Origin of the sequence: Actinophytocola sp., assembly GCF_036555685.1 — a bacterium.
Classification (GTDB): domain Bacteria; phylum Actinomycetota; class Actinomycetes; order Mycobacteriales; family Pseudonocardiaceae; genus Actinophytocola.
In genome coordinates, this window is sequence record NZ_DATBKY010000098.1 from 1 (window position 1) to 23,511 (window position 23,511).

The 23,511-nt window shown below is 71.4% G+C and carries 31 protein-coding genes and 1 pseudogene; 13 read left to right on the forward strand and 19 right to left on the reverse strand.

The features are described 5' to 3' along the window. Nucleotides 1-1,626: pseudogene (locus VH969_RS09950) on the forward strand (glycosyltransferase family 2 protein); the annotation flags it as partial. Between the two features lie 132 nt (nt 1,627-1,758). On the opposite strand, the gene VH969_RS09955 reads toward VH969_RS09950, so the two are convergent. Then, the gene (locus VH969_RS09955; RefSeq protein ID WP_331973382.1) at nt 1,759-1,962 is read right to left on the reverse strand and encodes a cold-shock protein; all 204 of its coding nucleotides are present in this window, start codon (nt 1,960-1,962) and stop codon (nt 1,759-1,761) included. 180 nt (nt 1,963-2,142) lie between these two features. On the opposite strand from VH969_RS09955, the gene VH969_RS09960 reads away from it, so the two are divergent. Then, nucleotides 2,143-2,490 (forward strand): hypothetical protein, encoded by a 348-nt coding sequence (locus VH969_RS09960; protein ID WP_414638459.1) that lies wholly within the window; start codon nt 2,143-2,145, stop codon nt 2,488-2,490. Between the two features lie 76 nt (nt 2,491-2,566). Here VH969_RS09960 and VH969_RS09965 read toward each other — a convergent pair whose 3' ends face one another. Next, nucleotides 2,567-3,046, reverse strand: a complete 480-nt coding sequence (locus VH969_RS09965) for a SixA phosphatase family protein (RefSeq protein WP_331973383.1) — start codon at nt 3,044-3,046, stop codon at nt 2,567-2,569. After that, nucleotides 3,046-3,882 (reverse strand): HAD family hydrolase, encoded by an 837-nt coding sequence (locus VH969_RS09970; protein ID WP_331973384.1) that lies wholly within the window; start codon nt 3,880-3,882, stop codon nt 3,046-3,048. Before VH969_RS09970 ends, VH969_RS09965 begins: the two co-directional genes overlap by 1 nt. A gap of 50 nt (nt 3,883-3,932) precedes the next feature. Between VH969_RS09970 and VH969_RS09975 the strand changes: the two genes are divergently transcribed. The 7 genes from VH969_RS09975 to VH969_RS10005 all read left to right on the forward strand — a co-directional run bounded on the left by VH969_RS09975 (nt 3,933) and on the right by VH969_RS10005 (nt 10,122). Beyond that, the gene (locus VH969_RS09975; RefSeq protein ID WP_331973385.1) at nt 3,933-4,508 is read left to right on the forward strand and encodes a hypothetical protein; all 576 of its coding nucleotides are present in this window, start codon (nt 3,933-3,935) and stop codon (nt 4,506-4,508) included. Then, entirely contained in the window at nt 4,508-5,383 is an 876-nt protein-coding gene (locus tag VH969_RS09980; protein ID WP_331973386.1) for an LLM class flavin-dependent oxidoreductase, read from the forward strand. The genes VH969_RS09975 and VH969_RS09980 overlap by 1 nt, the downstream gene beginning before the upstream one ends. A gap of 34 nt (nt 5,384-5,417) precedes the next feature. Further along, nucleotides 5,418-6,557, forward strand: a complete 1,140-nt coding sequence (locus VH969_RS09985; protein WP_331973387.1) for a BamB-related PQQ repeat family beta-propellar protein — start codon at nt 5,418-5,420, stop codon at nt 6,555-6,557. Nucleotides 6,558-6,709: 152 nt separating this feature from the next. Then, nucleotides 6,710-7,327, forward strand: coding sequence for an endonuclease (locus VH969_RS09990; protein WP_331973388.1), 618 nt, complete (start codon nt 6,710-6,712; stop codon nt 7,325-7,327). Between the two features lie 28 nt (nt 7,328-7,355). Further along, nucleotides 7,356-8,570, forward strand: a complete 1,215-nt coding sequence (glf, locus tag VH969_RS09995) for a UDP-galactopyranose mutase (RefSeq protein ID WP_331973389.1) — start codon at nt 7,356-7,358, stop codon at nt 8,568-8,570. Between the two features lie 95 nt (nt 8,571-8,665). Further along, nucleotides 8,666-9,172, forward strand: a complete 507-nt coding sequence (locus VH969_RS10000; protein ID WP_414638463.1) for a phosphatase PAP2 family protein — start codon at nt 8,666-8,668, stop codon at nt 9,170-9,172. After that, the gene (locus VH969_RS10005; protein WP_414638460.1) at nt 9,169-10,122 is read left to right on the forward strand and encodes a decaprenyl-phosphate phosphoribosyltransferase; all 954 of its coding nucleotides are present in this window, start codon (nt 9,169-9,171) and stop codon (nt 10,120-10,122) included. The genes VH969_RS10000 and VH969_RS10005 overlap by 4 nt, the downstream gene beginning before the upstream one ends. On the opposite strand, the gene VH969_RS10010 is transcribed toward VH969_RS10005, so the two are convergent. From VH969_RS10010 to dprE1, 9 genes are all read right to left on the reverse strand, one after another. Then, nucleotides 10,105-10,797: a hypothetical protein gene (locus tag VH969_RS10010; protein WP_331973391.1), complete on the reverse strand. Its 693-nt coding sequence runs from the start codon at nt 10,795-10,797 to the stop codon at nt 10,105-10,107. The genes VH969_RS10005 and VH969_RS10010 overlap by 18 nt on opposite strands. Next, entirely contained in the window at nt 10,798-11,886 is a 1,089-nt protein-coding gene (locus VH969_RS10015; RefSeq protein WP_331973392.1) for a hypothetical protein, read from the reverse strand. A 2-nt stretch (nt 11,887-11,888) separates the two neighbouring features. Then, nucleotides 11,889-12,230: a hypothetical protein gene (locus VH969_RS10020; protein ID WP_331973393.1), complete on the reverse strand. Its 342-nt coding sequence runs from the start codon at nt 12,228-12,230 to the stop codon at nt 11,889-11,891. Between the two features lies 1 nt (nt 12,231). Beyond that, nucleotides 12,232-12,786: a YbaB/EbfC family nucleoid-associated protein gene (locus VH969_RS10025; RefSeq protein ID WP_331973394.1), complete on the reverse strand. Its 555-nt coding sequence runs from the start codon at nt 12,784-12,786 to the stop codon at nt 12,232-12,234. A gap of 129 nt (nt 12,787-12,915) precedes the next feature. Then, the gene (locus tag VH969_RS10030) at nt 12,916-13,662 is read right to left on the reverse strand and encodes an endonuclease V (protein ID WP_331973395.1); all 747 of its coding nucleotides are present in this window, start codon (nt 13,660-13,662) and stop codon (nt 12,916-12,918) included. Continuing rightward, nucleotides 13,596-14,255, reverse strand: a complete 660-nt coding sequence (locus tag VH969_RS10035) for a pentapeptide repeat-containing protein (RefSeq protein WP_331973396.1) — start codon at nt 14,253-14,255, stop codon at nt 13,596-13,598. Before VH969_RS10035 ends, VH969_RS10030 begins: the two co-directional genes overlap by 67 nt. Nucleotides 14,256-14,300: 45 nt before the next feature. Further along, complete coding sequence (locus VH969_RS10040; RefSeq protein ID WP_331973397.1) at nt 14,301-14,708, reverse strand: YbaB/EbfC family nucleoid-associated protein; 408 nt, start codon at nt 14,706-14,708, stop codon at nt 14,301-14,303. Nucleotides 14,709-14,713: 5 nt separating this feature from the next. Continuing rightward, nucleotides 14,714-15,469 (reverse strand): decaprenylphospho-beta-D-erythro-pentofuranosid-2-ulose 2-reductase, encoded by a 756-nt coding sequence (gene dprE2, locus VH969_RS10045; protein WP_331973398.1) that lies wholly within the window; start codon nt 15,467-15,469, stop codon nt 14,714-14,716. Then, nucleotides 15,466-16,830: a decaprenylphosphoryl-beta-D-ribose oxidase gene (dprE1, locus tag VH969_RS10050; RefSeq protein ID WP_331973399.1), complete on the reverse strand. Its 1,365-nt coding sequence runs from the start codon at nt 16,828-16,830 to the stop codon at nt 15,466-15,468. Before dprE1 ends, dprE2 begins: the two co-directional genes overlap by 4 nt. 57 nt (nt 16,831-16,887) lie before the next feature. On the opposite strand from dprE1, the gene VH969_RS10055 reads away from it, so the two are divergent. Then, nucleotides 16,888-17,313 (forward strand): GtrA family protein, encoded by a 426-nt coding sequence (locus VH969_RS10055; RefSeq protein ID WP_331973400.1) that lies wholly within the window; start codon nt 16,888-16,890, stop codon nt 17,311-17,313. On the opposite strand, the gene VH969_RS10060 is transcribed toward VH969_RS10055, so the two are convergent. Further along, on the reverse strand, nt 17,276-18,220 hold the full coding sequence (locus VH969_RS10060; RefSeq protein ID WP_331973401.1) for a bifunctional helix-turn-helix transcriptional regulator/GNAT family N-acetyltransferase: 945 nt from the start codon (nt 18,218-18,220) through the stop codon (nt 17,276-17,278). The genes VH969_RS10055 and VH969_RS10060 overlap by 38 nt on opposite strands. A gap of 24 nt (nt 18,221-18,244) precedes the next feature. Beyond that, nucleotides 18,245-18,514 carry a hypothetical protein gene (locus VH969_RS10065; protein ID WP_331973402.1) on the reverse strand — a complete coding sequence of 90 codons (270 nt, stop codon included), beginning with the start codon at nt 18,512-18,514 and terminating at the stop codon, nt 18,245-18,247. 47 nt (nt 18,515-18,561) lie between these two features. Here VH969_RS10065 and VH969_RS10070 point away from each other — a divergent pair, with 47 nt between their 5' ends. Together VH969_RS10070 and VH969_RS10075 are read left to right on the forward strand one after the other, a co-directional pair. Further along, a complete protein-coding gene (locus VH969_RS10070; RefSeq protein WP_331973403.1) occupies nt 18,562-18,912 on the forward strand; it encodes a class I SAM-dependent methyltransferase in 351 nt (116 codons plus the stop codon). A 75-nt stretch (nt 18,913-18,987) separates the two neighbouring features. Next, nucleotides 18,988-19,152, forward strand: a complete 165-nt coding sequence (locus VH969_RS10075) for a hypothetical protein (protein ID WP_331973404.1) — start codon at nt 18,988-18,990, stop codon at nt 19,150-19,152. Here the strand turns inward: VH969_RS10075 and VH969_RS10080 are convergent. The 3 genes from VH969_RS10080 to VH969_RS10090 are packed head-to-tail and all read right to left on the reverse strand — an operon-like array spanning nt 19,140 to nt 21,340. Further along, a complete protein-coding gene (locus VH969_RS10080) occupies nt 19,140-19,502 on the reverse strand; it encodes a hypothetical protein (protein ID WP_331973405.1) in 363 nt (120 codons plus the stop codon). The two genes, VH969_RS10075 and VH969_RS10080, sit on opposite strands and share 13 nt — an antisense overlap. 23 nt (nt 19,503-19,525) lie before the next feature. Beyond that, the gene (locus VH969_RS10085; protein ID WP_331973406.1) at nt 19,526-21,007 is read right to left on the reverse strand and encodes a hypothetical protein; all 1,482 of its coding nucleotides are present in this window, start codon (nt 21,005-21,007) and stop codon (nt 19,526-19,528) included. An 18-nt stretch (nt 21,008-21,025) separates the two neighbouring features. Beyond that, complete coding sequence (locus VH969_RS10090) at nt 21,026-21,340, reverse strand: hypothetical protein (RefSeq protein WP_331973407.1); 315 nt, start codon at nt 21,338-21,340, stop codon at nt 21,026-21,028. 84 nt (nt 21,341-21,424) lie between these two features. On the opposite strand from VH969_RS10090, the gene VH969_RS10095 reads away from it, so the two are divergent. Next, nucleotides 21,425-21,835: a protease inhibitor I42 family protein gene (locus tag VH969_RS10095; RefSeq protein WP_331973408.1), complete on the forward strand. Its 411-nt coding sequence runs from the start codon at nt 21,425-21,427 to the stop codon at nt 21,833-21,835. Between the two features lie 8 nt (nt 21,836-21,843). Here VH969_RS10095 and glfT1 read toward each other — a convergent pair whose 3' ends face one another. Beyond that, nucleotides 21,844-22,755, reverse strand: a complete 912-nt coding sequence (gene glfT1, locus VH969_RS10100) for a galactofuranosyltransferase GlfT1 (protein ID WP_331973409.1) — start codon at nt 22,753-22,755, stop codon at nt 21,844-21,846. Beyond that, nucleotides 22,755-23,511 (reverse strand): galactan export ABC transporter ATP-binding subunit Wzt/RfbE (gene wzt, locus VH969_RS10105; RefSeq protein WP_331973410.1); only part of this gene is annotated, 757 nt, incomplete at its 5' end. The genes glfT1 and wzt, both read right to left, overlap by 1 nt.

The window sequence follows — 23,511 nt, forward strand, 5'->3', positions numbered from 1 at the left end:
TGCTACTGGAAGCGCTGGACCCGCGTCCAGGACGTCACGCTCGCCATGCGCGTGCGCGGCGGCGGCCGCGTCGAGGTGTACCGCTCCAAGCTGAACGGCGACATCGCCCACGTGACCGGCGAGCCCGTGCACCCCGAGGAAGGCTGGCGGACCCTCGAGTTCCGCGTCAGCCTCGCGCCCTTCGAGGACGGCGGCTGGATCTGGTTCGACGTGTTCACCGAGAACGAGACGCTCGAGATCACCGACACCGTCTGGCTCGCCGACGAGCCGCTGCCCAAGCAGAAGGTCGCGGTCGGCATCACCACGTTCAACCGCCTCGACGACTGCGTGAAGTCGCTCATCGCGCTCGGCGAGGACCCGGCCGTCCTTGACGTGATCAGCAAGGTCTACGTCGCCGACCAGGGCAGCCGCAAGATCCGCGAGCACGAGCGCTTCGGCGAGGCGCAGAAGGCGCTCGGCGACCGGCTCGAGGTGATCGAGCAGGCCAACCTCGGCGGCGCGGGCGGTTTCACCCGCGCCCTCTACGAGGCGGTCGACCACACGCAGCCCGGCTTCGTCGACCAGATCCTGCTGATGGACGACGACATCGCCCTGGAGCCCGACTCGATCCTGCGGTCCAACGCGTTCGCCCGGGCCGCGAAGAAGCCGGTGATCGTCGGCAGCGAGATGCTGAACCTCCAGGCTCGCTCGCGGCTGCACACGAACGGCGAGGTCGTCGACCTGAACGCGTTCGTCTGGCGGCGCGCGCCGGGCGCGGTGTGGGACCACGACTTCGCCACGAAGTCGCTGCGCGAGAGCCGCGAGCTGCACAGGCGCATCGACTCCACCTACAACGGCTGGTGGATGTGCCTGTTCCCGCGCGAGGTCGTGGAGCGCAACGGGCTGCCGCTGCCGCTGTTCATCAAGTGCGACGACGCCGAGTACTCGCTGCGCGCGCTCGCCAAGGGCATCCCGACCGTGACGCTGCCCGGCTCGGCCGTCTGGCACGAGCCGTGGACGGACAAGAGCGACACGAAGGACTGGACGGTCTACTTCCACCTGCGCAACCGGCTCGTCATGGCCGCGCTGCACGCGCCGGGCGACATGCGCAAGATGCTGCTCGCGCAGGGGATGCGCACGACGGCGCGGCGGCTGCTGTCGATGGAGTACTCGACGGTCGCGCTCGAGATGAAGGCGGTCGAGGACTTCATGGCCGGCCCCGACCGGCTCTTCGACATGCTCGCGACCGCGCTGCCCGAAGTCCAGCGGATCCGCAAGGAGTACACCGACGCGCAGTTCCAGCCGTCGGCCGGCGACTACCCGCCGCCGACGTTCGACATGGCCCGTGCCGAGCAGATGCTGCGCCCGCCGGCGAGCCGCCGGAAGATCGCGCTGCGGGCGGGCAAGGCCGTGCTGCACAACCTGCGAACCCCGGCGGAGTCGGCGACCGAGCGGCCGCAGATCAACATCCCGGCACACGGCGCCCGGTGGTTCCTGCTGGGCAACCTCGACAGCGCGACGGTGTCGAACGCGGACGGCAGCGGTGTCGCGTTCCGGCGGCGGGACCCGAAGCTGTTCCGGGAGCTGTCCGCGCGGGCCGCGCAGAACTACCGCAAGCTCATCGCGGAGTGGCCCAAGCTGGTCGAGCAGTACCGGGCCGCGCTGCCCGAGCTCACCTCGGTCGCGGCCTGGCGCAAGTACTTCGACAGCTGAGCAGGAAAACACTGAGGGCCACCCGATTCGCCGAGCCGGGTGGCCCTCAGTGGTGCGATGGGATGATCAGACCGCGCGAACGCCGGTGGCCTGCGGGCCCTTCTGGCCCTGGCCGATCTCGAACTCCACGCGCTGGTTCTCGTCCAGGCTGCGGAAGCCCGACCCCTGGATCTCCGAGTAGTGGACGAAGACGTCAGCGCCGCCGTCGTCCGGGGCGATGAAGCCGAAGCCCTTCTCAGAGTTGAACCACTTCACAGTTCCCTGTGCCACTACGTACTCCTGAACAGCAAAAGTGCAAAAGCCGCCGCGGGTTGCGACAACTCTGGCCGCGTTCCGCGAGCGTGTGAACCACGAACCCAAAATAACGACCGGGGCACAGTGAACCACACGCACGCTTGTCCATGCACTGGAAGGGTTGCGGCTGATCACGCACTGGTAGACGCTCGTACGGTGAGCGAGATCGCTAGTGACCAGTCCGGATACATCGCACTCGACCTCGACGACGCCGGTGTGTCGGTCGACCTGCCAAAACCCTCTCACCAGGAAGATCAGGTCTACGGCGTCCCATACCGCCCGGTCGAGTTCCGCGACGACGACCTCCCCACCGCCCTCGAGCGCTCCGCCGCGTGGCTGCGCCGGACGCAGGAGTGGCTGGGTGAGCCCGTCGACGTGATCGCGATTCATCTCGACTACGACGACAGTGAGGACTCCCCGTACTACGACGTGAAGCTGCTCTGCAACGAGGAGGACCTGGCCGGCGCCCCCATCGCGATGCGCTCGGTCAAGGACGACGACTAGGGCCGCGAACAACCGCCTGGCCGTCCCGTTCGCCGGAACGCGACCGACACCTCGACTTCCGGGGAAGGCGGGCCAGTCACTCCCTGGGCGTGGCGTGTGTGACCAGCGCGGCACGCCGGGCCCACACGTCCGCCCAGGACCCGTCCCAGCGCAGCACGGCCACGGCCGACGTCTTCAGCTCGACCCGCTCACCGCAGAGCGTCTCCACCAGCTCGGTGAGCCCCGGGTTGTGCCCGACCAGCGCCGCGGTGCCGACCTCGTCGTCGAGCTCCTCGACGACCGACATCAGCTCCCGCGGTCCGGCCGCGTAGATCCGCTCGTCGTAGCGGGCCCTGACCTTGGGCTCGAGCCCGGCGGACGCGAGCCGCCAGGTCTGCCGCGCCCGAGTGGCCGGCGAGCAGACCACGAGGTCGAGCCCCTCGACGTGGTCCGCGAGCCACCTGCCGATCAACGGTGCCTCCCGCCGGCCGCGCTCGTTGAGCGGCCGCTGTTCGTCTGGCGTCGCCTGCTCCCAGTCCGACTTCGCGTGCCGGATGACGACGAGAGTCCGGGCCATCAGAACCACCGTTCCAGCACCTGCGCCACCCCGTCCTCGGAGTTCGGCGCCGTCACCTCGTCCGCCGCGGCCAGCACGGCCTCGTGGGCGTTGGCCATGGCCACCCCGTGCCCGGACCACCGCAGCATCTCCACGTCGTTCGGCATGTCCCCGAACGCGACGACCCGACCGGCCGGCACGCCGAGCAGCTCGCACACCTCGGCCAGCCCGGTCGCCTTCGTGACGCCGGCCGCCGAGAGCTCGATCAGCCCGCGGTCGGTCGAGTACGTGACCTCCAGGCCGGAGCCGTTCAGCACCGAGTGCGCAGCCCGGGCGAGCTCACCGCTGGACAGCTCGCGGTGCCGGATCAGCAGCTTGGTGGCCGGGTGGCCCAGCACCTCGGCAGTCGGCACCTCGTTGTTCTCCGCGTCCATCCCGCTCTCCGTCCCGGCCGGGTTGCCCCACGGGTTGCGGAAACCCGGCTCGGTCGCGAAGACCGCGGTCGAATCCGAGTGGACGGGAGTGCGCTCCGCGGCCACCCGGATGTCCGGCAGCAACCGGCGCAGCGCGTGCGTGAAGTCGTTCAGCTGGACCGGGTCGACGTCGCGGGCGGACACCACGCGATCCGCGCCGAGGTCGACGACCGCCGCGCCGTTGCTGCACACCGCGTAGCCGGAGAGCCGTGCGGCCCGCGCGATCGGCGTCACCCAGCGCGGCGGGCGGCCGGTCACCAGCACGAACGGCGTGCCCGACGTGAGCACCGCGTCGATCGCCGCGATCGTCCGCGGCGTCACGTTCTCCAGCGGGTCGAGCAGCGTCCCGTCGACATCGGAGGCCACCAGCTTGGGTCTGTCCACGAATCCATCTTCCCTGCTGCGTGCCGGTTCCTTCGACTACGGTGCGTTTCGTGAGCTACGGACCACAGCCGGGCTACCCGCAGCAGCCCCAGTACGGACCGCCGCACGGCTACGGACCGCCGCAGCGGTACGGCCCGCCGGGCACGGCCATGGCGTACGTCTGTGCGGTGCTGTTCCTCGTCTGCGGTGTTCTCGCGTTGATCACCGCGATCGTGAGCTGGGACGGCAGCACCGACAACGTCGACCTGCTCGTCGCGACCGTCGGCGCCGCGTTCAGCGACGACGTCACCGGCAACATCGACTTCGCCATCTCGGTCACGATGACGGTCGCCTGCTCGACCCTCGTGTTCGCGCTGATCCTGTTCGCCCGCCTGGACTTCGTGCGCTGGGTCCTCGGCTTCATCGGCGGCGTGGTGACGATCTACTACGTCTACGCGATCATCAAGATCCTTTCCGACGGCGGCGGCGAGTTCATCGCGATGGTCGTGGTGTCGTTCGTGTCGTGGGCCGCCGCGACCGTGCTCGTGCTGCTGCCCGCCACCGGCCGCGCCATGCGCGGCTACCAGCGCAAGCTCCAGTACCCGCAGCAGCCGTACCCGCCACAACAGATGGGCTACCCGTACTGATGCGTGTCGGCATCGTCATCCTCCCCGAGTACCGCTGGCTGCTGGCCGAACCGAAGTGGCGGGCGGCCGAGACGTACGGCTTCGACCACGCCTGGACCTACGACCACATCGGCTGGCGCTCGCTCGTCGACGGCCCGTGGTTCGACGCCGTGCCGACGCTGACCGCGGCCGCCATGGTCACCCGCCGGATCCGGCTCGGCACGATGGTCGCCTCGCCGAACTTCCGCCACCCCGTGCCGTTCGCGCGCAGCCTGCTCGCGCTCGACGACATGTCCGGCGGCCGGTTCACGCTCGGCGTCGGCGCGGGCGGCATCGCCGGGTACGACAACGAGGTGCTCGGCGGCGAGACACTGCCGCCGAAGCCGCGGGTGGACCGGTTCGAGGAGTTCGTGACCCAGCTCGACTCGCTGCTCACCAGCGAGCGGACCTCGATCCGCGGCGAGTACTTCACCTCGGTCGACGCCCGCTCCGCGCCCGGTTGCGTGCAGCACCCGCGGCTGCCGTTCGTCGTGGCCGCCAACGGTCCGCGCTCGATGCGCCTCGCCGCGCGGTTCGGCCAGGGCTGGGTCACCAGCGGCCGCCCCGAGGACCACCACGACGAGACCGGCGAGGCGTGGTGGCGCGGTGTCGGCGAGCTCGCGAAGCGGTTCGACGAGCTGGTGGACGGAGCCGCGCACGTGCGCCGCCACCTGTCCGTGGACGCCGGCCCGGCCTACTCGCTGTCCAGCCTGGAGTACTTCCGCGAGGCGCTCGGCCGCGCGGAGGCGGCCGGGTTCACCGACCTCGTCGTGCACTGGCCCCGGCCGGACGGCGTGTACGCGGGGCGGATGAACGTGCTGGAGAAGGTCGCGGCGGAGGTGCTCGCCCGCCGTTAGGCTCGTCTCCGTCGACACATGAGGGCGGCGGGGCATGGCCGGCACATCGTGGAACAGGGTCGCGCTCGGCGCGCTCGCGGTTCTCGCCGCCCTGGCCGTGCTGCTCGTCGTGACCGACGACCCCGCCCCGGACCCACGCCCGCCCGCGCCACCCGAGCCGCCGCGGCTGCTGTTCGGCGGCGCGCTGTGGACCATGCCGGGCGGGTTGTCGCAGACCCCGGGCAGCCCCGGCGTCCGCGACGGGCTGGCGCTCGTCTCGCAGGACGGGGTGACGCTGGTGGAGCTGGCCACCGGGATGCCGCGCTGGCACGTGCTCGCCGGCGAGCGGCTGGCCGGCAGCGCGGACACGTACTCGAGCGGCGGGACGCTCCTCGGCTCGGGCGTGCTGGTCCGCACCCGCAGCGGGATCGCCGTGCTGTCGCGCGCGGACGGCACCGTGCGGTGGCGTGCCCCGGTCCACGCCGGCGCCGGTGAGCGGTACGTGCCGGTTGCCGCCGACGACCGGGTCGTGCTGGTCACCATCGGCCCCGTGCGCGGGGGCGCGCCGCGGGTGATCGCCTTCGACACCGCCACCGGGCGGCAGCGCTGGCTGCGGGCCGGCCTGACGCCGTACTCGATCGCGGGCCCGGTCGTGGTCGGCGTGACACCGCCCGGCACGGTGGCCGCGTGGCACCTCGCCGACGGCACGCCGGCCTGGACGCTCGCCGGCTTCACCGCCGCCCGCGTCGCGCTGACCGCGGGCGGCGCCGTGCTCGTGGAGGGCGACGCCGGTGGCGCGCGGCCGGTCCGGCGGGTGGTCGCGGCGGCGACCGGCGAGGTGCTGGCCGACCTCGGCGGCGACCCGCGCACCGGGCCGTGCGCGGCGGACACCGGCACGCTGATCGCCTGCCCGCGCGCCCGCGGTTCCGGCGACCTCGTGTTCGAGACCTACGACGTCGGCGCCGGGCGGGTCGGCACGGTCGCGAGCCACCAGCAGCCGCGCGCGGTCTGCCTGGTCGCGCGGGACCGGCTCTTCGGCGCGTCCGAGCGGTCGTACTTCGCCGTGACCGGCCGCGGCCGGCCCGTCGCGGACCACCTGCCCGGCCGCCCGGTCGCGGTCAGCGGCGACTACCTGGTCCTGCGCGGCGACGGCGGCGACCCGCCACTCACCTCGGTGTACCGGATGAGGAAGTGACCCAGCACACGGAACGCCCGGGGGCGCCCAGGCGTCTGTTTGATCGAGGCGTCACGCCGGAGGGATCCAAGGGGCAAGGGTGTAGGAAGCCAGAACCCCCGTACCGCGACGGTACGGGGGTTCTCGCGTGTCCGGGCGGGTAACCGGGCGTCATGGCCAGCCAGCGCGACACCGTCCGGAAACTGCTCGACCTCGCCGGCCGCACGTACGCGGAAGAGGCCGGCATCAAGCTGGCCGACAAGCCGTCGCCGCTGTATCGCCTGCTCGTGCTCAGCGTGCTGCTGTCCACCCGCATCTCCGCGGACATCGCGGTCGCCGCGGCCCGGGAGCTGCGCAGGTACGGCACGCCACGCAAGATGCTCGACGCCACCTGGCAGGACCGGGTCGACGCCCTCGGCCGCGCCCACTACGTCCGCTACGACGAGAGCACCGCGACCGCGCTCGGCGACGGCGCCCGGCTGCTGCTCGACAAGTACCGCGGTGACCTGCGCGAGCTTCGCGAAGGCGACCCGCGCGCGGACCTGCGGGACTTCCCCCGCCTCGGCCCGGTCGGCGTGGACATCTTCTGCCGCGAGGCGCAGCTCGTCTGGCCCGAGCTGCGGCCCTACCTGGACCGCAAGACCCTCGACGGCGCGAAGCGGGTCGGGCTGCCCGAGGATCCGAACAAGCTCGCCGGGCTCGTGCGCGGCGACGAGCTGGTCCGGTTGTCCGCCGCGCTGGTCCGCGTCGCGCTCGACAAGAAGCTCGCCGAGCAGGTGCGTGAGGGATGAACGCGGGGCGCAGGTAACCTGGCCCTCCGTGAGCGCACCGGTGGACGACGCAAGCAACTACTCCGGCTACGACCTGGTCGTCGTGGGGTCCGGGTTCTTCGGCCTGACCATCGCCGAGCGGGTCGCGACCCAGCTGGACAAGCGGGTCCTGGTGCTGGAGCGCAGGCCGCACATCGGCGGGAACGCCTACTCCGAGCCCGAGCCGGAGACCGGCATCGAGGTGCACAAGTACGGGGCGCACCTGTTCCACACGTCCAACAAGCGGGTCTGGGACTACTGCAACCAGTTCACCGCGTTCACGAACTACCAGCACCGTGTCTTCGCCAGGGTGCGGGACCAGGTCTACTCGTTCCCGATGAACCTGGGCCTCATCAACCAGTTCTTCGGCAAGTCGCACACCCCGGACGAGGCGCGCGAGCTCATCGCCAAGCAGGCGTCCGAGTTCAAGACCGAGGACGCGCAGAACCTCGAGGAGAAGGCGATCTCGCTGATCGGCCGCCCCCTCTACGAGGCGTTCATCCGCGGGTACACGGCCAAGCAGTGGGAGAGCGACCCCAAGGAGCTCGGCGCCAACATCATCACGCGCCTGCCGGTCCGCTACACGTTCGACAACCGGTACTTCAACGACACCTACGAGGGCCTGCCCGTCGACGGCTACACCGCGTGGCTGGAGAAGATGGCCGCGCACCACAACATCGACGTGCGGCTGAACGTCGACTACTTCGACGTCCGCGAGCACATCCCGGCCGGCACCCCGACCGTCTACACCGGACCGCTGGACCGGTACTTCGACTACGAGGCCGGCCGGTTCACCTGGCGCACGGTCGACTTCGAGTCCGAGGTCGTGGCCACCGGTGACTTCCAGGGCACCTCGGTCGTCAACTACAACGACGAGGACGTGCCCTACACCCGGATCATCGAGTTCCGGCACTTCCACCCGGAGCGCAAGCACTACCCGGGCGACAAGACCGTCGTGTTCCGGGAGTTCTCCCGCTTCGCCAAGGACGACGACGAGCCGTACTACCCGATCAACACCCCGGAGAACCGGGAGAAGCTCGAGCACTACCGCGAGCTGGCCAAGAAGGAGGCCAAGGAGCGCAACGTGATCTTCGGCGGCCGGCTCGGCACGTACAAGTACCTCGACATGCACATGGCGATCGGCTCCGCGCTGTCGGTCTTCGACAACAAGGTCGCCCCGCACCTCACCGGGGGCGCGCCCCTCGACGGCTCCCTGGACGGCTGATGGCCACGGTCACCGACGCAACCCACCGGGCACCCGCCCACCGGTCCATCGCCGAGCCCGGCACGCCGCCGGCCGAGCCGGAGCGGTCGGTCGAGATCGCCGCGCTCGCCCGCGTGCAGCGCACGATCGGCAAGCCGCGCGTGGTCCGCGCGGCGCGCGGGCTGTCGCTCTTCGGCGAGCACAGCGCCGGCTGGTTCGCGCTGGGGCTCCTGGGTGCGGCGGTCGACCGCAAGCGCCGCCGGGACTGGCTGACCGCAGCCACCGGCGTGGTCGCCGCGCACGCCGCGTCGATCGCGGTCAAGCGCGTGGTCCGCCGGCAGCGCCCGATCGACGACTCGGTCGAGGTGCTGGTCGCCACGCCGAGCTCGCTGTCGTTCCCGTCCTCGCACGCCACCTCGACGACGGCCGCGGCGGTCGTCTACTCCGGGCTGACCGGACGCAACCTCGTGCCGGTCGTCGTGCCGCCGATGCTGGTGTCCCGCCTCGTCCTCGGCGTGCACTACCCGACCGACGTCCTGGCCGGCTCGGTGCTCGGCGCGGTGGTCGGCGGGCTCGTCCGGCGCCGGCTGAAGAGCAGGCGAGCGAGGAGGCGAGAGCCGTGAGCAGCACTGCGGAGAGCACACCGGGGGAGGCCCCGGTGACACCCGGCACGCCGGCCGGCGAGAAGTCGGCAGGGCTGGTCCGGGGCGTTCTCCGCACCGTGCGCCCGCGGCAGTGGGTGAAGAACGTCCTGGTCCTCGCGGCGCCCTTCGCGGCGTACGCGGCCGACCCGGTCTTCCACCCCGAGGTGGTGCTCGACGCCGGCATCGCGTTCGTGGCGTTCTGCCTGGTCGCCTCCGGCGTCTACCTGATCAACGACGCGATCGACGTCGAGGCCGACCGCGCGCACCCGACCAAGCGCAACCGGCCGATCGCGGCCGGCATCGTGCCGGTCCAGGTCGCGTACGGCCTCGCGGGCGTGCTGTTCGCGGCCTCGTTCGCGGTGTCGCTGCTGTCGAGCTGGCGGCTGCTCGTGGTGATCGGCGTGTACGCCGCCGTGCAGATCGGCTACTGCCTGGGGCTCAAGCACCAGCCGGTGATCGACCTGTGCATCGTCGCCTCGGGCTTCCTGCTGCGCGCGATCGCCGGCGGCGCGGCCGCCGAGCTGCCGCTGTCGCAGTGGTTCCTGCTGGTCACGGCGTTCGGGTCGCTGTTCATGGTGGCCGGCAAGCGGTACGCGGAGATCGTGCTCTACGAGCGCACCGGCGCGGCGATCCGGCCGTCGCTGTCGAAGTACTCGGCGAGCTACCTGCGCTTCGTATGGGCCACGTCCGCCGCGATCATGATCATGGCCTACGCGCTCTGGGCGTTCGAGATCCGCCAGCGCACCGGCACGAACTCGGTATGGGCGGTCATCTCGATCGTCCCGTTCGTCGTGGCCGTGCTGCGCTACGCGGTCGACGTCGACGGCGGCAACGCGGGCGAGCCGGAGGACATCGCGCTGCGCGACCGCGTGCTGCAGGTGCTCGGCCTGTCCTGGGTCGGCTGCGTCGCGCTATCGGCGTTCCTGTAGCCGGTCGGCGATCCGGCTGAGGTGCTCGAGGCCGGCCAGCAGCGGGCCGCGCCGCAGCCGCGGGCCCAGCGACAGGAACAGCGTGGCGCCGTCGCAGCGCACCACCCGGAACCGGCGCGAGCACACGAGTGTCTCGAGCCCGGGCGGCGCGCCACGCACGCTCCCGGTCAGCCGGCCCGTCCGCGCCTCGAACCGGGGCACCGCGGACCCGGCGTCGAACGGCGGCGGGACGACGTGCAGCTCGAGTGACGCCCGCCGCCGCGTGGCGACCTGTGCGTGGTCCCCGCTGCTCAGCTGGTCGCTCCGGACCTGCGACGCCAGGAAGGTGCGACCCCGGAACGCGCCGCTGATGACCACGTCCGCGCGCCAGGGCGACGCGGTCGGCTCGCCGAACGGGCCCGTCCGGTAGCCCTCCCGGAGGTGCCGCCAGCCCCCTTGCCGCAGGTAGTCCCAGCCCTCGCGCCGCCGCTGCCGCACCTGTTGCTCGAACTCGGCGCGCGCACCCCCGCCGCCCGGCTGCTCGGCCTGCCAGCCGTACCGGCGCAGCAGCCCGTCGAGCAGCAGGTGCCGGAAGACGAGCGCGGCCAGCCAGCGCCACAGCAGCCAGCAGACGAACCCCACGAACAGAACCGCGAGGGTCCACGCCGGCCAGCCCCAGGTCGCGATGAGGTCCATCTAGATCGAGAGGTCGGCCTCGGTCTCCTCCTGCGACTGGCTCTCGCCGGTGGTGCCGTAGTCGACGGCGTTCACGCCGTTGTTGACGTTGCGCGCCACGTTGCCCAGGTTGCTGTCCGTGCCGGTCACCTTGACCTCGCCCCGCGCGGTCGACGCGGCCTTCTCGCCGAGCCGCTGCGGGAACGTCTTGACGTTGTCGAAGTCGTCGAGCAGCTTGCCGCCACGTTCGCGCGCGCCGAGCTTGCTCTGCATGCGCGTGGTCTGCGCGAACGTCTTCGACGCGGAGCCGGCCTGCTTGAAGAAGTCCTTGGTCTTCGCCATCAGGGTCTTCAGCTTCTCGAGCAGGTCCTTGAGCATGTTGAGCAGCTTCTGCAGCTTGCTGACCTGCTTGGTCGCCTTCGCGGTGGTCGTCGCGCCCTTGGCGAAGGTGCCCGACCACGCGGCCGCGATCGAACCGCCGAACGTCGGCGCGGCGGCCGCGATCGCGGGGATCCAGATGAGGATCAGCCACTCGACGAACTCGGTGAGCAGCGCCTTGATGAAGTCCTCGATGACCGTCATGATCATGCTCGAGATCTGCAGCAGCTGGGCGACGTCGCCGGACTGGCCGGCGGTGCCCTGGATGCCCGTGGCGAACCGCTCGAGGCGGGCCTTCGCGGCCTCCTTCGCCTCGCCGGTCCACGTCTTGAGCGCGTCCTCGGCGGTCTGCAGGAACTTCCCGGCGTACTGCTCGAGGCCCTGGCCGATCTTGTTGAAGTTGCCTGCCGCGTTCAGCAGCGCCGGCCCGTCGCCGGACACGAAGTGGATCAGGTCCTGCAGCGGCTGGACCACGGTGATGAGGAAGTTCAGGCCCTGCCCGATGAGCCAGCCGAGCGGGTCGGTCGCGATCCCGCTGGCCGTGTCCTTGCAGGACTGGATGAACGCGGCGGACGCCGCCGCGGTGCCGCGCAGGTCGCCCCCGTCGAGGGCGATGCCGGCCGAGACCAGCCCGCCCACGACCGGGAGGCCGCGGGCGACCTTCTCGCCGTAGCCCATCTCCTTGTTGATGGTGATGCCGCTCAGATCTCCGTGGATGGCTTCGCCGGCCATGCTCAGTTACCTCCCGGGGCGGACCCGAGCTGGGCCGCAGCGTCGTCGAAGACCTTCGCGATGTTGTCCTCGATGGTCTGGTACGTGTCCGCGGTCTCGGTCATCTTCGCCGAGCCGGACTGCAGTCCCTCGGACATGTCGTTCAGCAGGTTGTGCAGGTCGGTCAGCATCTCGGTGTACTTCGAGTGCACGAAGAGGCCGACGATGCCCCACGACTCGTTGCCGACGTCGGCCTGCGAGACCAGCCCGTCGACCTCGGAGACCAGCGCCTTGTCGTCGGCGAGCTTGCCGGAGTAGTCCCGCACCCCGCCGACGTTCACCTCGAAACCTTCGCCACCGGGCATGTCAGCGGTCCTCCTCGTCCCAGACGCTCTTCAGGAATGAATCGGCCGCTGAGTCCCCGCCCGGGGCGGCCGGTGGGCGTGCCGGCGTGTCACGGAAGACGATCGACTCCTCCGCCTCGCCGACCTGGGCCGGCGGCCGCGCGGCGGTCTCCTGCTCGACCCGCTTGCGCAGCTCCTCCACGGGCTGGCCGGTGACCTGCGACTGCGTCTCCAGCACCTGCTCCAGGACAGGGGCGTCCCCGCCCGCGTACTCCTGCACGATCACGGCCTGCTTGCGCGCCGCCTCGGCGACGGCCTCGCGCATGGTCGCCATGACCACGGCGCCGAGGCGCTGCGAGCCGAGCTGCATCGCGGTCTCCGTGAACCGGATGTCCTGGATCGAGCCGCCGACGCCGGCGACCACGGTCACCGCGCGGTCCGGCGAGGAGACGCTCACCTCGAGCGCGGCCAGGTCGCCCTGCATCCCCGCGATGTTCTCGAACCGGCTGTCGACGTTCTGCAGCTTCGACTGGAAGCTCTCGAACTCGGCGAGCAGCTGTTCGAACTCAGCACTCATCACGCCTCCTCCTGTGCGTGCCCCGACGGTGCGTGCCTGACATCATGGACCATTGCGCATTCGATCCGGTTCCGTGCGGCCTTCTCGAATATCTTTGGACGTTCATAAGAAACAACGGGTTCCCGCAGCTCAGGGTTCAATCTCCAGGCCCCGCAGCACCTCGCGGCACCGCCGGTCGGCAAGGCGGGTGGTCTCCGGCAGCCGGAAACAATTCGCGAGTGCGAGCACGTACCGGCAGGCGGACGCGAGATCGATCCGGTGCCCGACGGACACGAAGACCGGCTTCACGCCCGCCCGCGTCCGCAGCGCGACGCCCACCTCCTCGCCGTCGAGGACCAGCGGGCTGGTGGCACCGCGGCCGGGCCCGGGCGGGTCGAACCGGCCGAGCGGGGTCTTCGCGACGCCGATGGCCGGGAGCCCGGTGACGACGCCGAGGTGGCTCGCCAGGCCGAACCGGCGCGGGTGCGCGACGCCGTGCCCGTCGGCGACCAGCAGCTCCGGCGGCTCGGCGAGCCGGCCCAGCGCCAGGAGCAGCGTGGGCAGCTCGCGGAACGCGAACAGGCCGGTCTGGTACGGGAACGTGGCCTCGCCGACCGCGGTGGCCGCGCCGACCTCCGCTCCGGTGGCGAGGTCGACGGTGACGGCGGCGGCCACGACGGTGTTCGAGCCGGTGTCGGTGTCCGTGCCGGTCGCGTAGGCGACGTCGAGGCCCGTGGCGGTACGCGGGGCGAAGCCCGCCGGTGCCACCCGCTCGACCCGGGGCGCGAGGGCGCGCTGGAGGCGGACGGCCTCGCGGGGATCGATGCCGCTCAGCTCGGCTTCGCGACCTTGCTCGGGTAGTAGCGGGTCACGCGGCCGCCTCGTGCGGTGAACCATTGCTCGAGCTCCGCCCCGTCCAGCAGCGACCGCTTGCCGCGGAAGATCACCGAGATCGGGCCGAGGACCGTGCCGGTGAACCCCGTGACGTCGGCCGAGTCGAGGACCGTGTTGCGCAGCACGGTCCGCTCCGCGGTGACGCCGGTGAGGTTGGCGTGCGCGAGCGTCGTGCGGGTCAGCAGCACCTCGGTGAGGTTCGCGCCGGCCAGATCCGCCTCGGTGAAATCGGCCCGGTTGAACTCGGCGGCGGTGAAATCGACGTGGCGCAGCCGGGCCTTCCAGAAATTCGACTCACGGCCGAACGCCTTTGTGAAATCGGCGCCGGACAGATCCGCCTCGGAAAAGTCCACGCCCTCGCAATGCGCCCCGGCGAGAACGGAATTTCGCATCGCCGACCGGCTCAGCCGCGCTCGGGTGAGCCAAGCGTGTGCGAAATCCCCGCCGGACAGGTCCGCGCCGGAGAAGTCCAGGTCCGGCCCGCGAAAGGCGCCCTGCGGACTCGCCAGCCAGCCGCGCAGCTCCTGCGCGGCGGCCTCGTCGGCCGGCCACACGGCGGGTGTCCAGCCGCCACCGCCACGCCGTGAATCGATCACCCCGACCCCTCTCCTCGGCGCCTCATTGTATTCCCGGGCGCCCGTTCACCTCTCGTTTCCACTGCCGAAGATGCGTTCGTCGGCAAAATCGTCGTCGTCAGTCTCGGTGCCGGTCTCGATTTCGCCGGCGCGCGGCAGCGGATCGATCAACGACACCGCTCCGGCGTCCGCCCCGAGGGTCTCCGCGACCTGGACCGCGGCCGCCCGCCGCGCGGCACGGGCGAGCTCGAGGATCCGCTCCGCGAGCTCCGCGCCGGAGCCTCGCCAGGCCGAATCGTCGATGCGCAGCGCGGACAGCGCCCCGGTCGGCGCGACCGACACGCTGAGCGCGCCGTCGCCGGACGTCTCCGTGATCGCCGGCGCGTTCGGGTCGTGCTCGAGCTCGGCGGCCCGCGCCTCGATCGCGTCGAGCTTCGCGGTGAAGTCCGCGAGCCACTCGTCCGGCGACGCCACGAGGCTCAGACCGGCAGCCGGCGGAAGATCGCCCGGGGGATGTGCCGCAGCACCGACATGAGCACCCGCAGCGGCGCCGGCGCCCAGACCAGCTCCTTGCGCTTGGCCACCGCGTCGACCACGACGTCCGCCACGTCGCCCGCCCGCACGGACAGCGGTGCGGCCTTCATGCCCTCGGTCATCTTCGTGTGCACGAAGCCCGGGCGGACCACGGTGACCCCGACGCCGTCGCCGCGCAGCGCCTCGCCCAGACCCAGGTAGAAGCCGTCCATGCCGGCCTTCGTCGAGCCGTACACGAAGTTCGCCCGGCGCACCCGCTCGCCGGCGACCGACGACAGCGCCACGATCCGGCCGTGGCCCTGCCGGCGCATCCGCTCGGCCAGCGAGACGCCGACCGAGACCGGGGCGGTGTAGTTGACCTGCGCGAGCTCGACCGCGCGCGCGTGGTCCTGCCAGGCCTGCTCGGCGTCGCCCAGCAGCCCGAACGCGACGACCGCGAGGTCGATGTCGCCGTCGGCGAACGCCTTGTCGAGCATCGCCGGGTGCGCGTCGAAGTCCGACGCCTCGAACTCCACAGTGGACACCGTGGCGCCTGCCTCGCGGAGCGTGGCGGCGGCCGCGTCGAGGCGCGGCGACGGGCGGGCGGCGAGCACGACCCGAAGCGGCCGCCGGCGCGCGTACCGCTCGGCGATCGCGAGGCCGATCTCCGAGGTCCCGCCGAGCAGCAGCAGCGACTGGGGATTTCCGACCGCGTCAATCATGTAAGACTCAACCTTCTCGACATGTCAGAGGCGAAAACGCCGTGGGGGTCGACGGCGGCGCGCACCTTGCGCCACTCGTCGAGTCGGGGATAGCCGCGCGCGATGACCTCCGGCGTCGCGCGCGACTCCTTCGCGAGGTAGTGCCGCCCGCCCGCGCCGAGCACCAGCTCGTCGAGCTCCTCGCACAGCTCGTGCAGGCCGGGCCGGACCGGCATGTCGACGCACAGCGTCCAGCCGGGCATCGGGAACGACAGCGGCGCGGGGTTGCCCTCGCCGAAGCGCTTGAGCACGTTCAGGAACGACACGTGCCCGGCCTCGGTCATCATCTCGATGGTCCGCCGCACCACGTGCCCGGCCGCGAACGGCACGACGTACTGGTACTGCAGGAAGCCGCGCGGGCCGTAGCCGCGGTTCCACTCGCCGAACATGTCCAGCGGGTGCAGGAACTGCGTGATGTTCTGGACCTGGGCGCGGCGGGTCGGCGACTTGCGGTACCAGAGCTCGCTGAAGACCTTGCCGGACAGCCGGTTCACCATGCCGGGCGGGAACACGTCGGGGACGGTCAGCAGCTGCGGCGCGTCGAAGCGCAGCGGGTGGCGGCGCAGCTTCTTCGGCAGGTCCTCGATCTTCGCGTGGTTCGCGCGGGTGAGCAGCCCGCGGCCGAGGTGCGGCCCGGTGGTCACCGCGTCGAACCACGACACGGACTCCACATAGGACTCGTCGTCCTCGGTCTGCTTGGCCATCAGCTCGTCGAGGTCGCCGACCTGGTCGGTGTCCACGAGGAAGTAAGCGGTCTCCACGCGGTTGAGGTGCAGCGTCGCGCGCAGCACGATGCCGGTGAGGCCCATGCCGCCGGTGGTGGCCCAGAAGAGCTCCGCGTCCGGGCCGTCGGGCGTCAGCGTGTGGACGGTGCCGTCCGCCGTCAGCAGGTCCATCGAGCGGACGTGGTTGCCGAAGCTGCCCTCGACGTGGTGGGCCTTGCCGTGGATGTCGCTGCCGATCGCACCGCCGACCGTGACCTGCCGGGTGCCCGGCAGCACGGGCAGCCACAGGCCGAAGGGAAGCAGCGTGCGCATCAGCGTGTCGAGCGTGACGCCGGCCTCGACCTCGACGGTCGCCGCGTCGGCGTCGACCCGGTGGATGCGGTCCAGCGCGGTCATGTCGACCACGACGCCGCCCGCGTTCTGCGACGGGTCGCCGTAACTGCGTCCGAGCCCGCGCGCGATGACGCCCCGGTCCCCGGCCTCGCGCACGACCGTCGCGATCGTGTCGACGTCCGCCGTGCGGACCACGTGCGCGCTGGTCGGTGCGGTGCGGCCCCAGCCGGTGAGCCTGGCCAGCTCGTCATGTCCTGGCTTCACCGCACCGAGGGTACGGGGCGCGTCGTCCGGGTCGTGGTCGGTCCCTAGACTCTCGCCATGCCGACAGCCACGGAGGCGGATGTGCCCAGGATCGGGCTGGTGAGCCAGCTCGGCCGGTTCGTGCTGATCGGGGGCTTCTGCGCGCTGGTCGACTTCGGCGTGTACCAGGGGCTGCTGCACCTCGGGCTGTGGGTGCACCTGGCGAAGGCGCTGAGCTTCATCGCCGGCACGACCACGGCCTACTTCCTCAACCGCCGCTTCACGTTCGCGGCCGGCCGCAACGACGGCATCGCCCAGGCCGGCGGCTTCGTGCTGCTCTACACGGTGACGTTCTTCGTCAACGTGGGCACGAACGCCCTGCTGCTCGCGCTGCTGCCCACGTCCCGCTGGGAGATCGCCCTGGCCTGGGTCATCGCCCAGGCCACCGCCACGACGATCAACTTCGTCATGCTCCGGACGGTCGTGTTCCGAGCCTCTTCGTGAACCAGTGGTCGGCGTGCGGCTCGTCGTTGAACGGGGCCACCTCGGCGTAGCCCGCCGACCGGTACATCGTGACGGCCTCCGCCAGCGCGCGGTTGGTCTCCAGCCGTACCTCCACACAGCCGTGCGCCGCCGCCCGTGACTCCAGCTCGGCCAGCAGCCGCCGGCCGATTCCCAGGCCGCGCACCGAGTCCGCGACCCACATCCGCTTGATCGTCGCGCGCGCCCGCGGCCGGAACCACAACGCGCCGCACCCGACCGGCTCCCCGTGCAGGTACGCGACCAGCAGCAACCCGGCCGGCAGGCGCAGCTGGTCGCCGTCGGCGGAGATGCTCGCCGCCAGGTCGAAGCCCTGCTCGAACCGCCGGTCGATCTCCGCGTAGTACGCGTCGCGACAGAACCGCGCGTGCTCGTGCTCGGGGTCGACCACCTCGATCGTGACCTGGCCGGCCGTGAGCAGCCGGTCGACCTCCGTCATCGCCGCCACCAGCCGCCGGCGCTGGTCCGCCGACAGCGGCGCGAGCAGCTCGGCCGCGGCGCCGTCCGCGCGCTCGTCGAGCACCGCCCGCTCCCGCCGGCCGGCCGGGGTCAGCGTCGCGACCCGCACCCGCCGGTCGGTCTCGCTCGCCGCGACCGTCACCAGCCCGGCGGCCTGCAGCGAGCGCAGCATCCGGCTGACGTATCCGGAGTCGAGGTCGAGCCGGGCGCGCAGCTCCCGGACGTCCGCGCCGGCTCCGGTCTTGCTACCGAGCTCGCTGCCGATCTCCCACAGCAGTCGAGCCTCGCCGAGCGGGCGGTCGCGGGCGAGGAAGTGGTCGCCCAGCGCACCGACCCGCTGCGTGACGAGCCGGTTGAAGCGGCGAACCTGTGCGATCTCGTCGGCGCCTTCGGCGGTTCGGTCAGCGTCCATTCTCTGACTTTAGTCAGAGAACGCTCACGTGGCGAACCCGTGTCTCGTCGGCTGCCCGCTCCCGTAGACCCGGGCGAGCGGTGGCAGCTCGTCGAGGTGCGCGGTCACGACGTGCCCGAAGTTGACGGCGACCGTGGACCCGTCGGCGAGCGTGGGCGAGTAGACGGCGCCGCCGGAGAGCAGCTCGCCCAACCGGGCGTCGAGGTCGCGCGCCCCCTGCGCGGACAACGCGAAGACGAGCGGCTCACCACCGCCGGACAGGTGCAGCACGAGGGCGCGTTTCGGATCAGCCATGCCCCGACACCACCACCGGGGACCGGCCCGGGCAAGCGACGTTCACCGTGAGCGGATCAGCTCTGAGCGATCCGGGGCCAGGGTGGCTCGCCGATGGGCACTTCAACCACAACGACCACTACCACGGCTTTCTGCTGCGCCACGTCCCCGCGAGCTGCGCCCGCGCGCTGGACGGCTGTGGCTCCGGTGCCTTCGCCCGCCTGCTCGCCACCCGCCGCACCGAGGTCGACGCCATCGACCGGGACCCGGGGATGATCACCGTGGCCAGCGGGCCGCCGAACGTCCACTTCGTCCACGCCGACATCCGCGACCACGACCTCGGCGACTACGACTTCGTCTCCTGCGTCGCGAGCCTGCACCACGTGCCGTTCGCCCGAGACGGTGCGCAAGCTCCGTGACGCGCTGCGTCCCGGCGGGGTCCTCGCCGTGCTCGGCCTGGCCCACACGGCGCCGTCGCGTTCCTGCCCAACCGCGTGCGCATCGCGCTCGCGCCGCGCCACCACGGCAACCCGGAGCCGCCCGTCAAGGACCCGGACATGACGCTCCGCGAGATCCGCGCGCAGGCACGCGCGCTGCTACCCGGCGTGCGGATCCGCCGGCACCTGTACTTCCGCTACTCGCTGATCTACCGCGCGTGACGCGCGTTCGCACGCAACGCCAGCACCGCCGCCACCGCCTCCAGCCAGCGCGCCAGCTCTTCGCCGTCGGCACCGGCCGCCGCCGAAAGCCACGGCCGGACCACCGACGTCTGCGCCGGCCGCGGCAGCGGCTCGGGCAGCTCGGCGGCGTACCGCGGGCCGCCGCTGCGCACGATCTCCGCGAGGAACGTCACCGACCGGGGGAGCACGCCGGCCTGGTCGAGCCGGATCGCGGCCGCCACCGCGCCGTCGCCGAACAGCTCGGTGCGGCCGGCCCCGGTGTCGAGCCCGGCACGCAGCAGCGTCGGCACGTCCAGGGCCGCGAGCTCGTCATCCGTCTTGCCATGCACGCCAGTCACCTCGCTTCCCAGTGTCACTTCGGCAGGTGCACGCCGTCGACCGTGGGCAGCCGCGAGTCCGACGCCCCTTCCATGTGCCCGTTCACGAAGTCGTCCTCGCTGACCCACACGGTGTGGCCCCATGGGTTGTAGATCTGCAGCATGCCGTCCTCGTGCCCGATGATCATCATCTGGTGCCCGGACCGGTGGCCCTCGTCGTCGAAGCCCTCGACCTGCACCGGCACCGGCCGGCCCTCGTCGACGGACTCGGCGACGTCGTTGAAGATCCCCCGGCGGTCCTCCGGGGAGTCGAGGTCGTGGAACTCGTACTCGGCGCCGGTGGCGGGGCCGATCTCGTCGTTCGCCGCGTCCTCGCCCTCGTCCTTGCTCATCCCGCTGCCCTCGTTCGCGGGCCGCCCGTACACGCGCTCGGTCTCGTGCAGGAACCGCTCCTCGAACGCGTCGGCCGAGGTCGACGCGGGGTCGCCGGGATTGCCGCCGGTCGTCAGCTGGAACGCGTAGAGCGGGTCGACCACCGCGCGGGCGGTCACCGACGACGCGGCCACGCACGTGCCACCGGTCTGCTCCCACTTCGCACCCGCGTACGTCGTCGGGATCGTCTGCCCGGTGGTCTCGTCGGTCGTGTTGTAGATCGGCTGCAGGTGGTCGCGCAGCCATTCCGGGTCGTCGCCGTACGGGTGGATCTTCGCCCCGAACTCCGCGATCTCGTCGATCGAGTGGCCGGCCGCGAGCGCACGCATGAGATACGCCTTCTCCTGCGGCGACCTCGCCTCGTCGAGCAGCTCGTCGAACCGCGCGCGGTCCGCGTCGTTCAGCGCGTCCAGCTTGGTGCTCGCCCGCTCGGCGTCGCCCGCGCTCATGATGATGTTGACGTCGTGCGGGCCGCCGGGCACCGCGCTCTGGCCCAGCACCAGCTTGTCCGCCGCGTCCAGGTGCGACGAGTCGAGCTGGCTCGCCCGTGCCTGGGCGGCGAGATCGGTGAACACCCGGGCGGACGCCTCCTGCGTGGCCTTCGCCTGGTCGTAGCCGGCGATCACCTGGTCCATGCCGGCGATCGCGATGCTCTGCTTGCGGTCGAAGTCCCCCTCGTTGCGCGCCTGGTGCAGGGCCTCCTTGCCGCTCGCGTGCGAGTGCTGCGCGGCCTCGATGCCGTCGGCGAGCTGGTCGAGCTCGGCGCGTGCCTTGGTCATCACGGTGACCGAGTGCTCCAGCTCGAAGGCGACCGCGCCGATGACCTCGCAGGCGCGCTCCTGCGCCTGGCCGACCCAGACCTGCGGCAGGTCGCTCTTCGCCAGCTTGTCCACGTCGGCCTGCGCGCCGTCCGCGTCGGTGGCGATCCCGCCGTACGTGCCGGCCATGCCGCGCAGCTCGCCCGGGTTGCCCTTGGGACCCGGGAAACCGAGGTAGGCGTCGATGGCGCGGGGCAGGACGACGCGGCCGAGCAGCCCGCCCAGGCCGGCCATCTTGCGCCATTTCTCCAGGTCGCCGCGGTCCACGTGCGTTTCTCCTCTAGGTCAGCGGACGGCGCGGTCGAACGAGTCCGCGTGCAGCCGGTCCTGGGTGCCGTACTGGGTGGCGGAGGCGTCGAGCTTCGTGCTCGTCTCCGCCAGCGCCTGCGACGTCAGCTCGTACTCCTCGACCCAGGCGTTCAGGAAGCCGCCGTACGCGGCGGCGATGTCGGCGTGCTCGCCGAGCACGTCCGCGCTCGGGCAGGTCAGCATCCGCATCCGCGTCGGGTAGCCGGCGATCCGGGCGGCCTCGTCCTGGGCGGTGCCGGCGTACTTGTGCAGGGCGGTCGGGTCGACCTGGTACCCGGTGTCGACGGTCATGCAGCCTCAGAGCGGCCGGGCGGTTCTCCGGTTCCGGATGCTTCGCAGGCGCACAGCGGTAGCCTCGTGCGGAGGGGGTGCGGCATGCGGGTGGTCGCGGTGGTCGTCGGGCTCGTCCTGCTTGTGACGAGCTGCTCGGTCACGCGCACCGGCGAGGCGCGGACCGGCGAGCGACGTGACGCGCTGTTCACGATCGACGACGAGCAGGTCCGCGTCGAGGCCGGGATGTTCTTCGCGATCGCGGTCGACGACAACGCCTCGGTCGGCGACATGTGGTCGGTCAGCGAGGAACCCGACCCGGACGTGGTCGACGCACGCGGTGACCACTACGAGTCAGAGTCCGACGAGGACGTCGTGGGCGGTGGCGGTACGCGCTTCTTCGAGTTCCAGGCGCTGCGAGAGGGCACCACGTCCCTGGAGCTGCGCAACTGCTTCCGCGGCTGCGCCGACCCGGACGACGACCACCGCTACCGGATCGACGTCGAGGTGAGCTGATCAGCCGATCAGAGGCGGAAGAACTTCTCCCGCCGCCCCTGCCGGCACAGCTTCAGCCACTGCACGAACGCCTTCGGGTCGTGCTTCGTGCCGATGAAGTACAGCCCGAACCGCACGATCTCCAGCAGCCCGATCTTGCGCAGCCCCGGCTGGGACAGCAGGTACCCGCGGTTGCGGTAGGTGTAGTACCGCTTCACCTCGTTCTCGGGGTCCTGCGCGTGCAGCCGCCCGCCCAGCATCGGCTTGAACTCCGCCGAGCCGTCCGGGTGCAGGTAGGCGGCCTTGAGGCAGGTGCCGAACGGCAGCCCGGAGCGGACGAGCCGCCGGTGGATCTCGACCTCGTCGCCGCGGAAGAACAGCCGGTAGTCCGGCACGCCCACGACGTCCAAGGTGGACGCACGGAACAGCGCGCCGTTGAACAGCGACGCGATGCCGGGCAGGAAGTCCGTGCCGAGTTCGTCCGCACTGCGCTTCCAGGTCAGCCCGCGCCGCAGCGGGAACGCGAGCCGCTCCGGCGTCTCGATGTTCGTCACGACCGGGGAGATCTCCGCGAGCCCGCGGGCGGTCGCCTCGGCGAGAAGCGTGTCGAGCACCGTCTCGTCGGCGGGCCGCCCGTCGTCGTCCGCGCACCACACCCACTCCGCGCCGAGCATCAGCGCGTGCAGCATCCCGAGCGCGAAACCGCCGGCGCCACCGAGGTTGCGCCGCGACACCAGGTACGTCGCCGGCACGCCGCAGTTCGACACGATGTCGCCGACCGGCTCGTCCGGGCCGTTGTCGACGACCACGAGGTGGTCCGGCGGCCGCGTCTGCGCCGCGATCATCTTCAGTGAGTCGGCGAGCAGCTCCCGCCGGTGCCGGGTGACCACCACGGCCACCACGGCGTCGTCCGGCAACCGGGCCGACTGCTCGGAACTCATCAGACCTCGCTGCTCTTGCTCGTCAGGACCGGGGACTCGCCGAGCCGCTCCAGCGTCTCCTTGTCCAAGTTCGCGAGCGGGTCGCGGCCCTTGTAGGCGGTGAGGACCTCGCGCAGCGAGCCATGCATCTTGACGTGTCCCTCGTCCATCCAGATCGCGGTGTTACACAGCTCGAACAATAGGTCGTCCTGGTGCGACGCGAACACCAACATGCCCGACCGCTGGACCAGATCGACCAGGCGGGTGCGTGCCTTGTTCAGGAACTTCGCGTCGACCGCGCCGATGCCCTCGTCCAGCAACAGGATCTCCGGATCGATGGACGTCACCACGCCGAGCGCGAGCCGAACCCGCATGCCGGTCGAGTATGTCCGCAGCGGCATCTGCAGGTAATCACCCAGCTCGGTGAACTCCGCGATGTCGTCGACCCGCTTCTCCATCTGCTTGCGCGACATGCCGAGGAACAGGCCCCGGATCATGATGTTCTCCAGCCCGGAGATCTCCGGGTCCATGCCGACCCCGAGGTCGAACACGGGCGCCACCTTGCCGACGATCCGCGACGACCCGCGCGTCGGCTCGTAGATTCCCGCCAGCAGGCGGAGCAGCGTGGACTTGCCGGCGCCGTTGTGTCCCACGAGGCCGACCCGGTCGCCCTCCTTGAGGGACACGGAGATGTCGTGCAGCGCCTCGATGATCGGCACCTTCTGCTCGGTGCCGATCTTGCCGCCGACCTTGCCGAGGACCGCCTTCTTCAGTGAC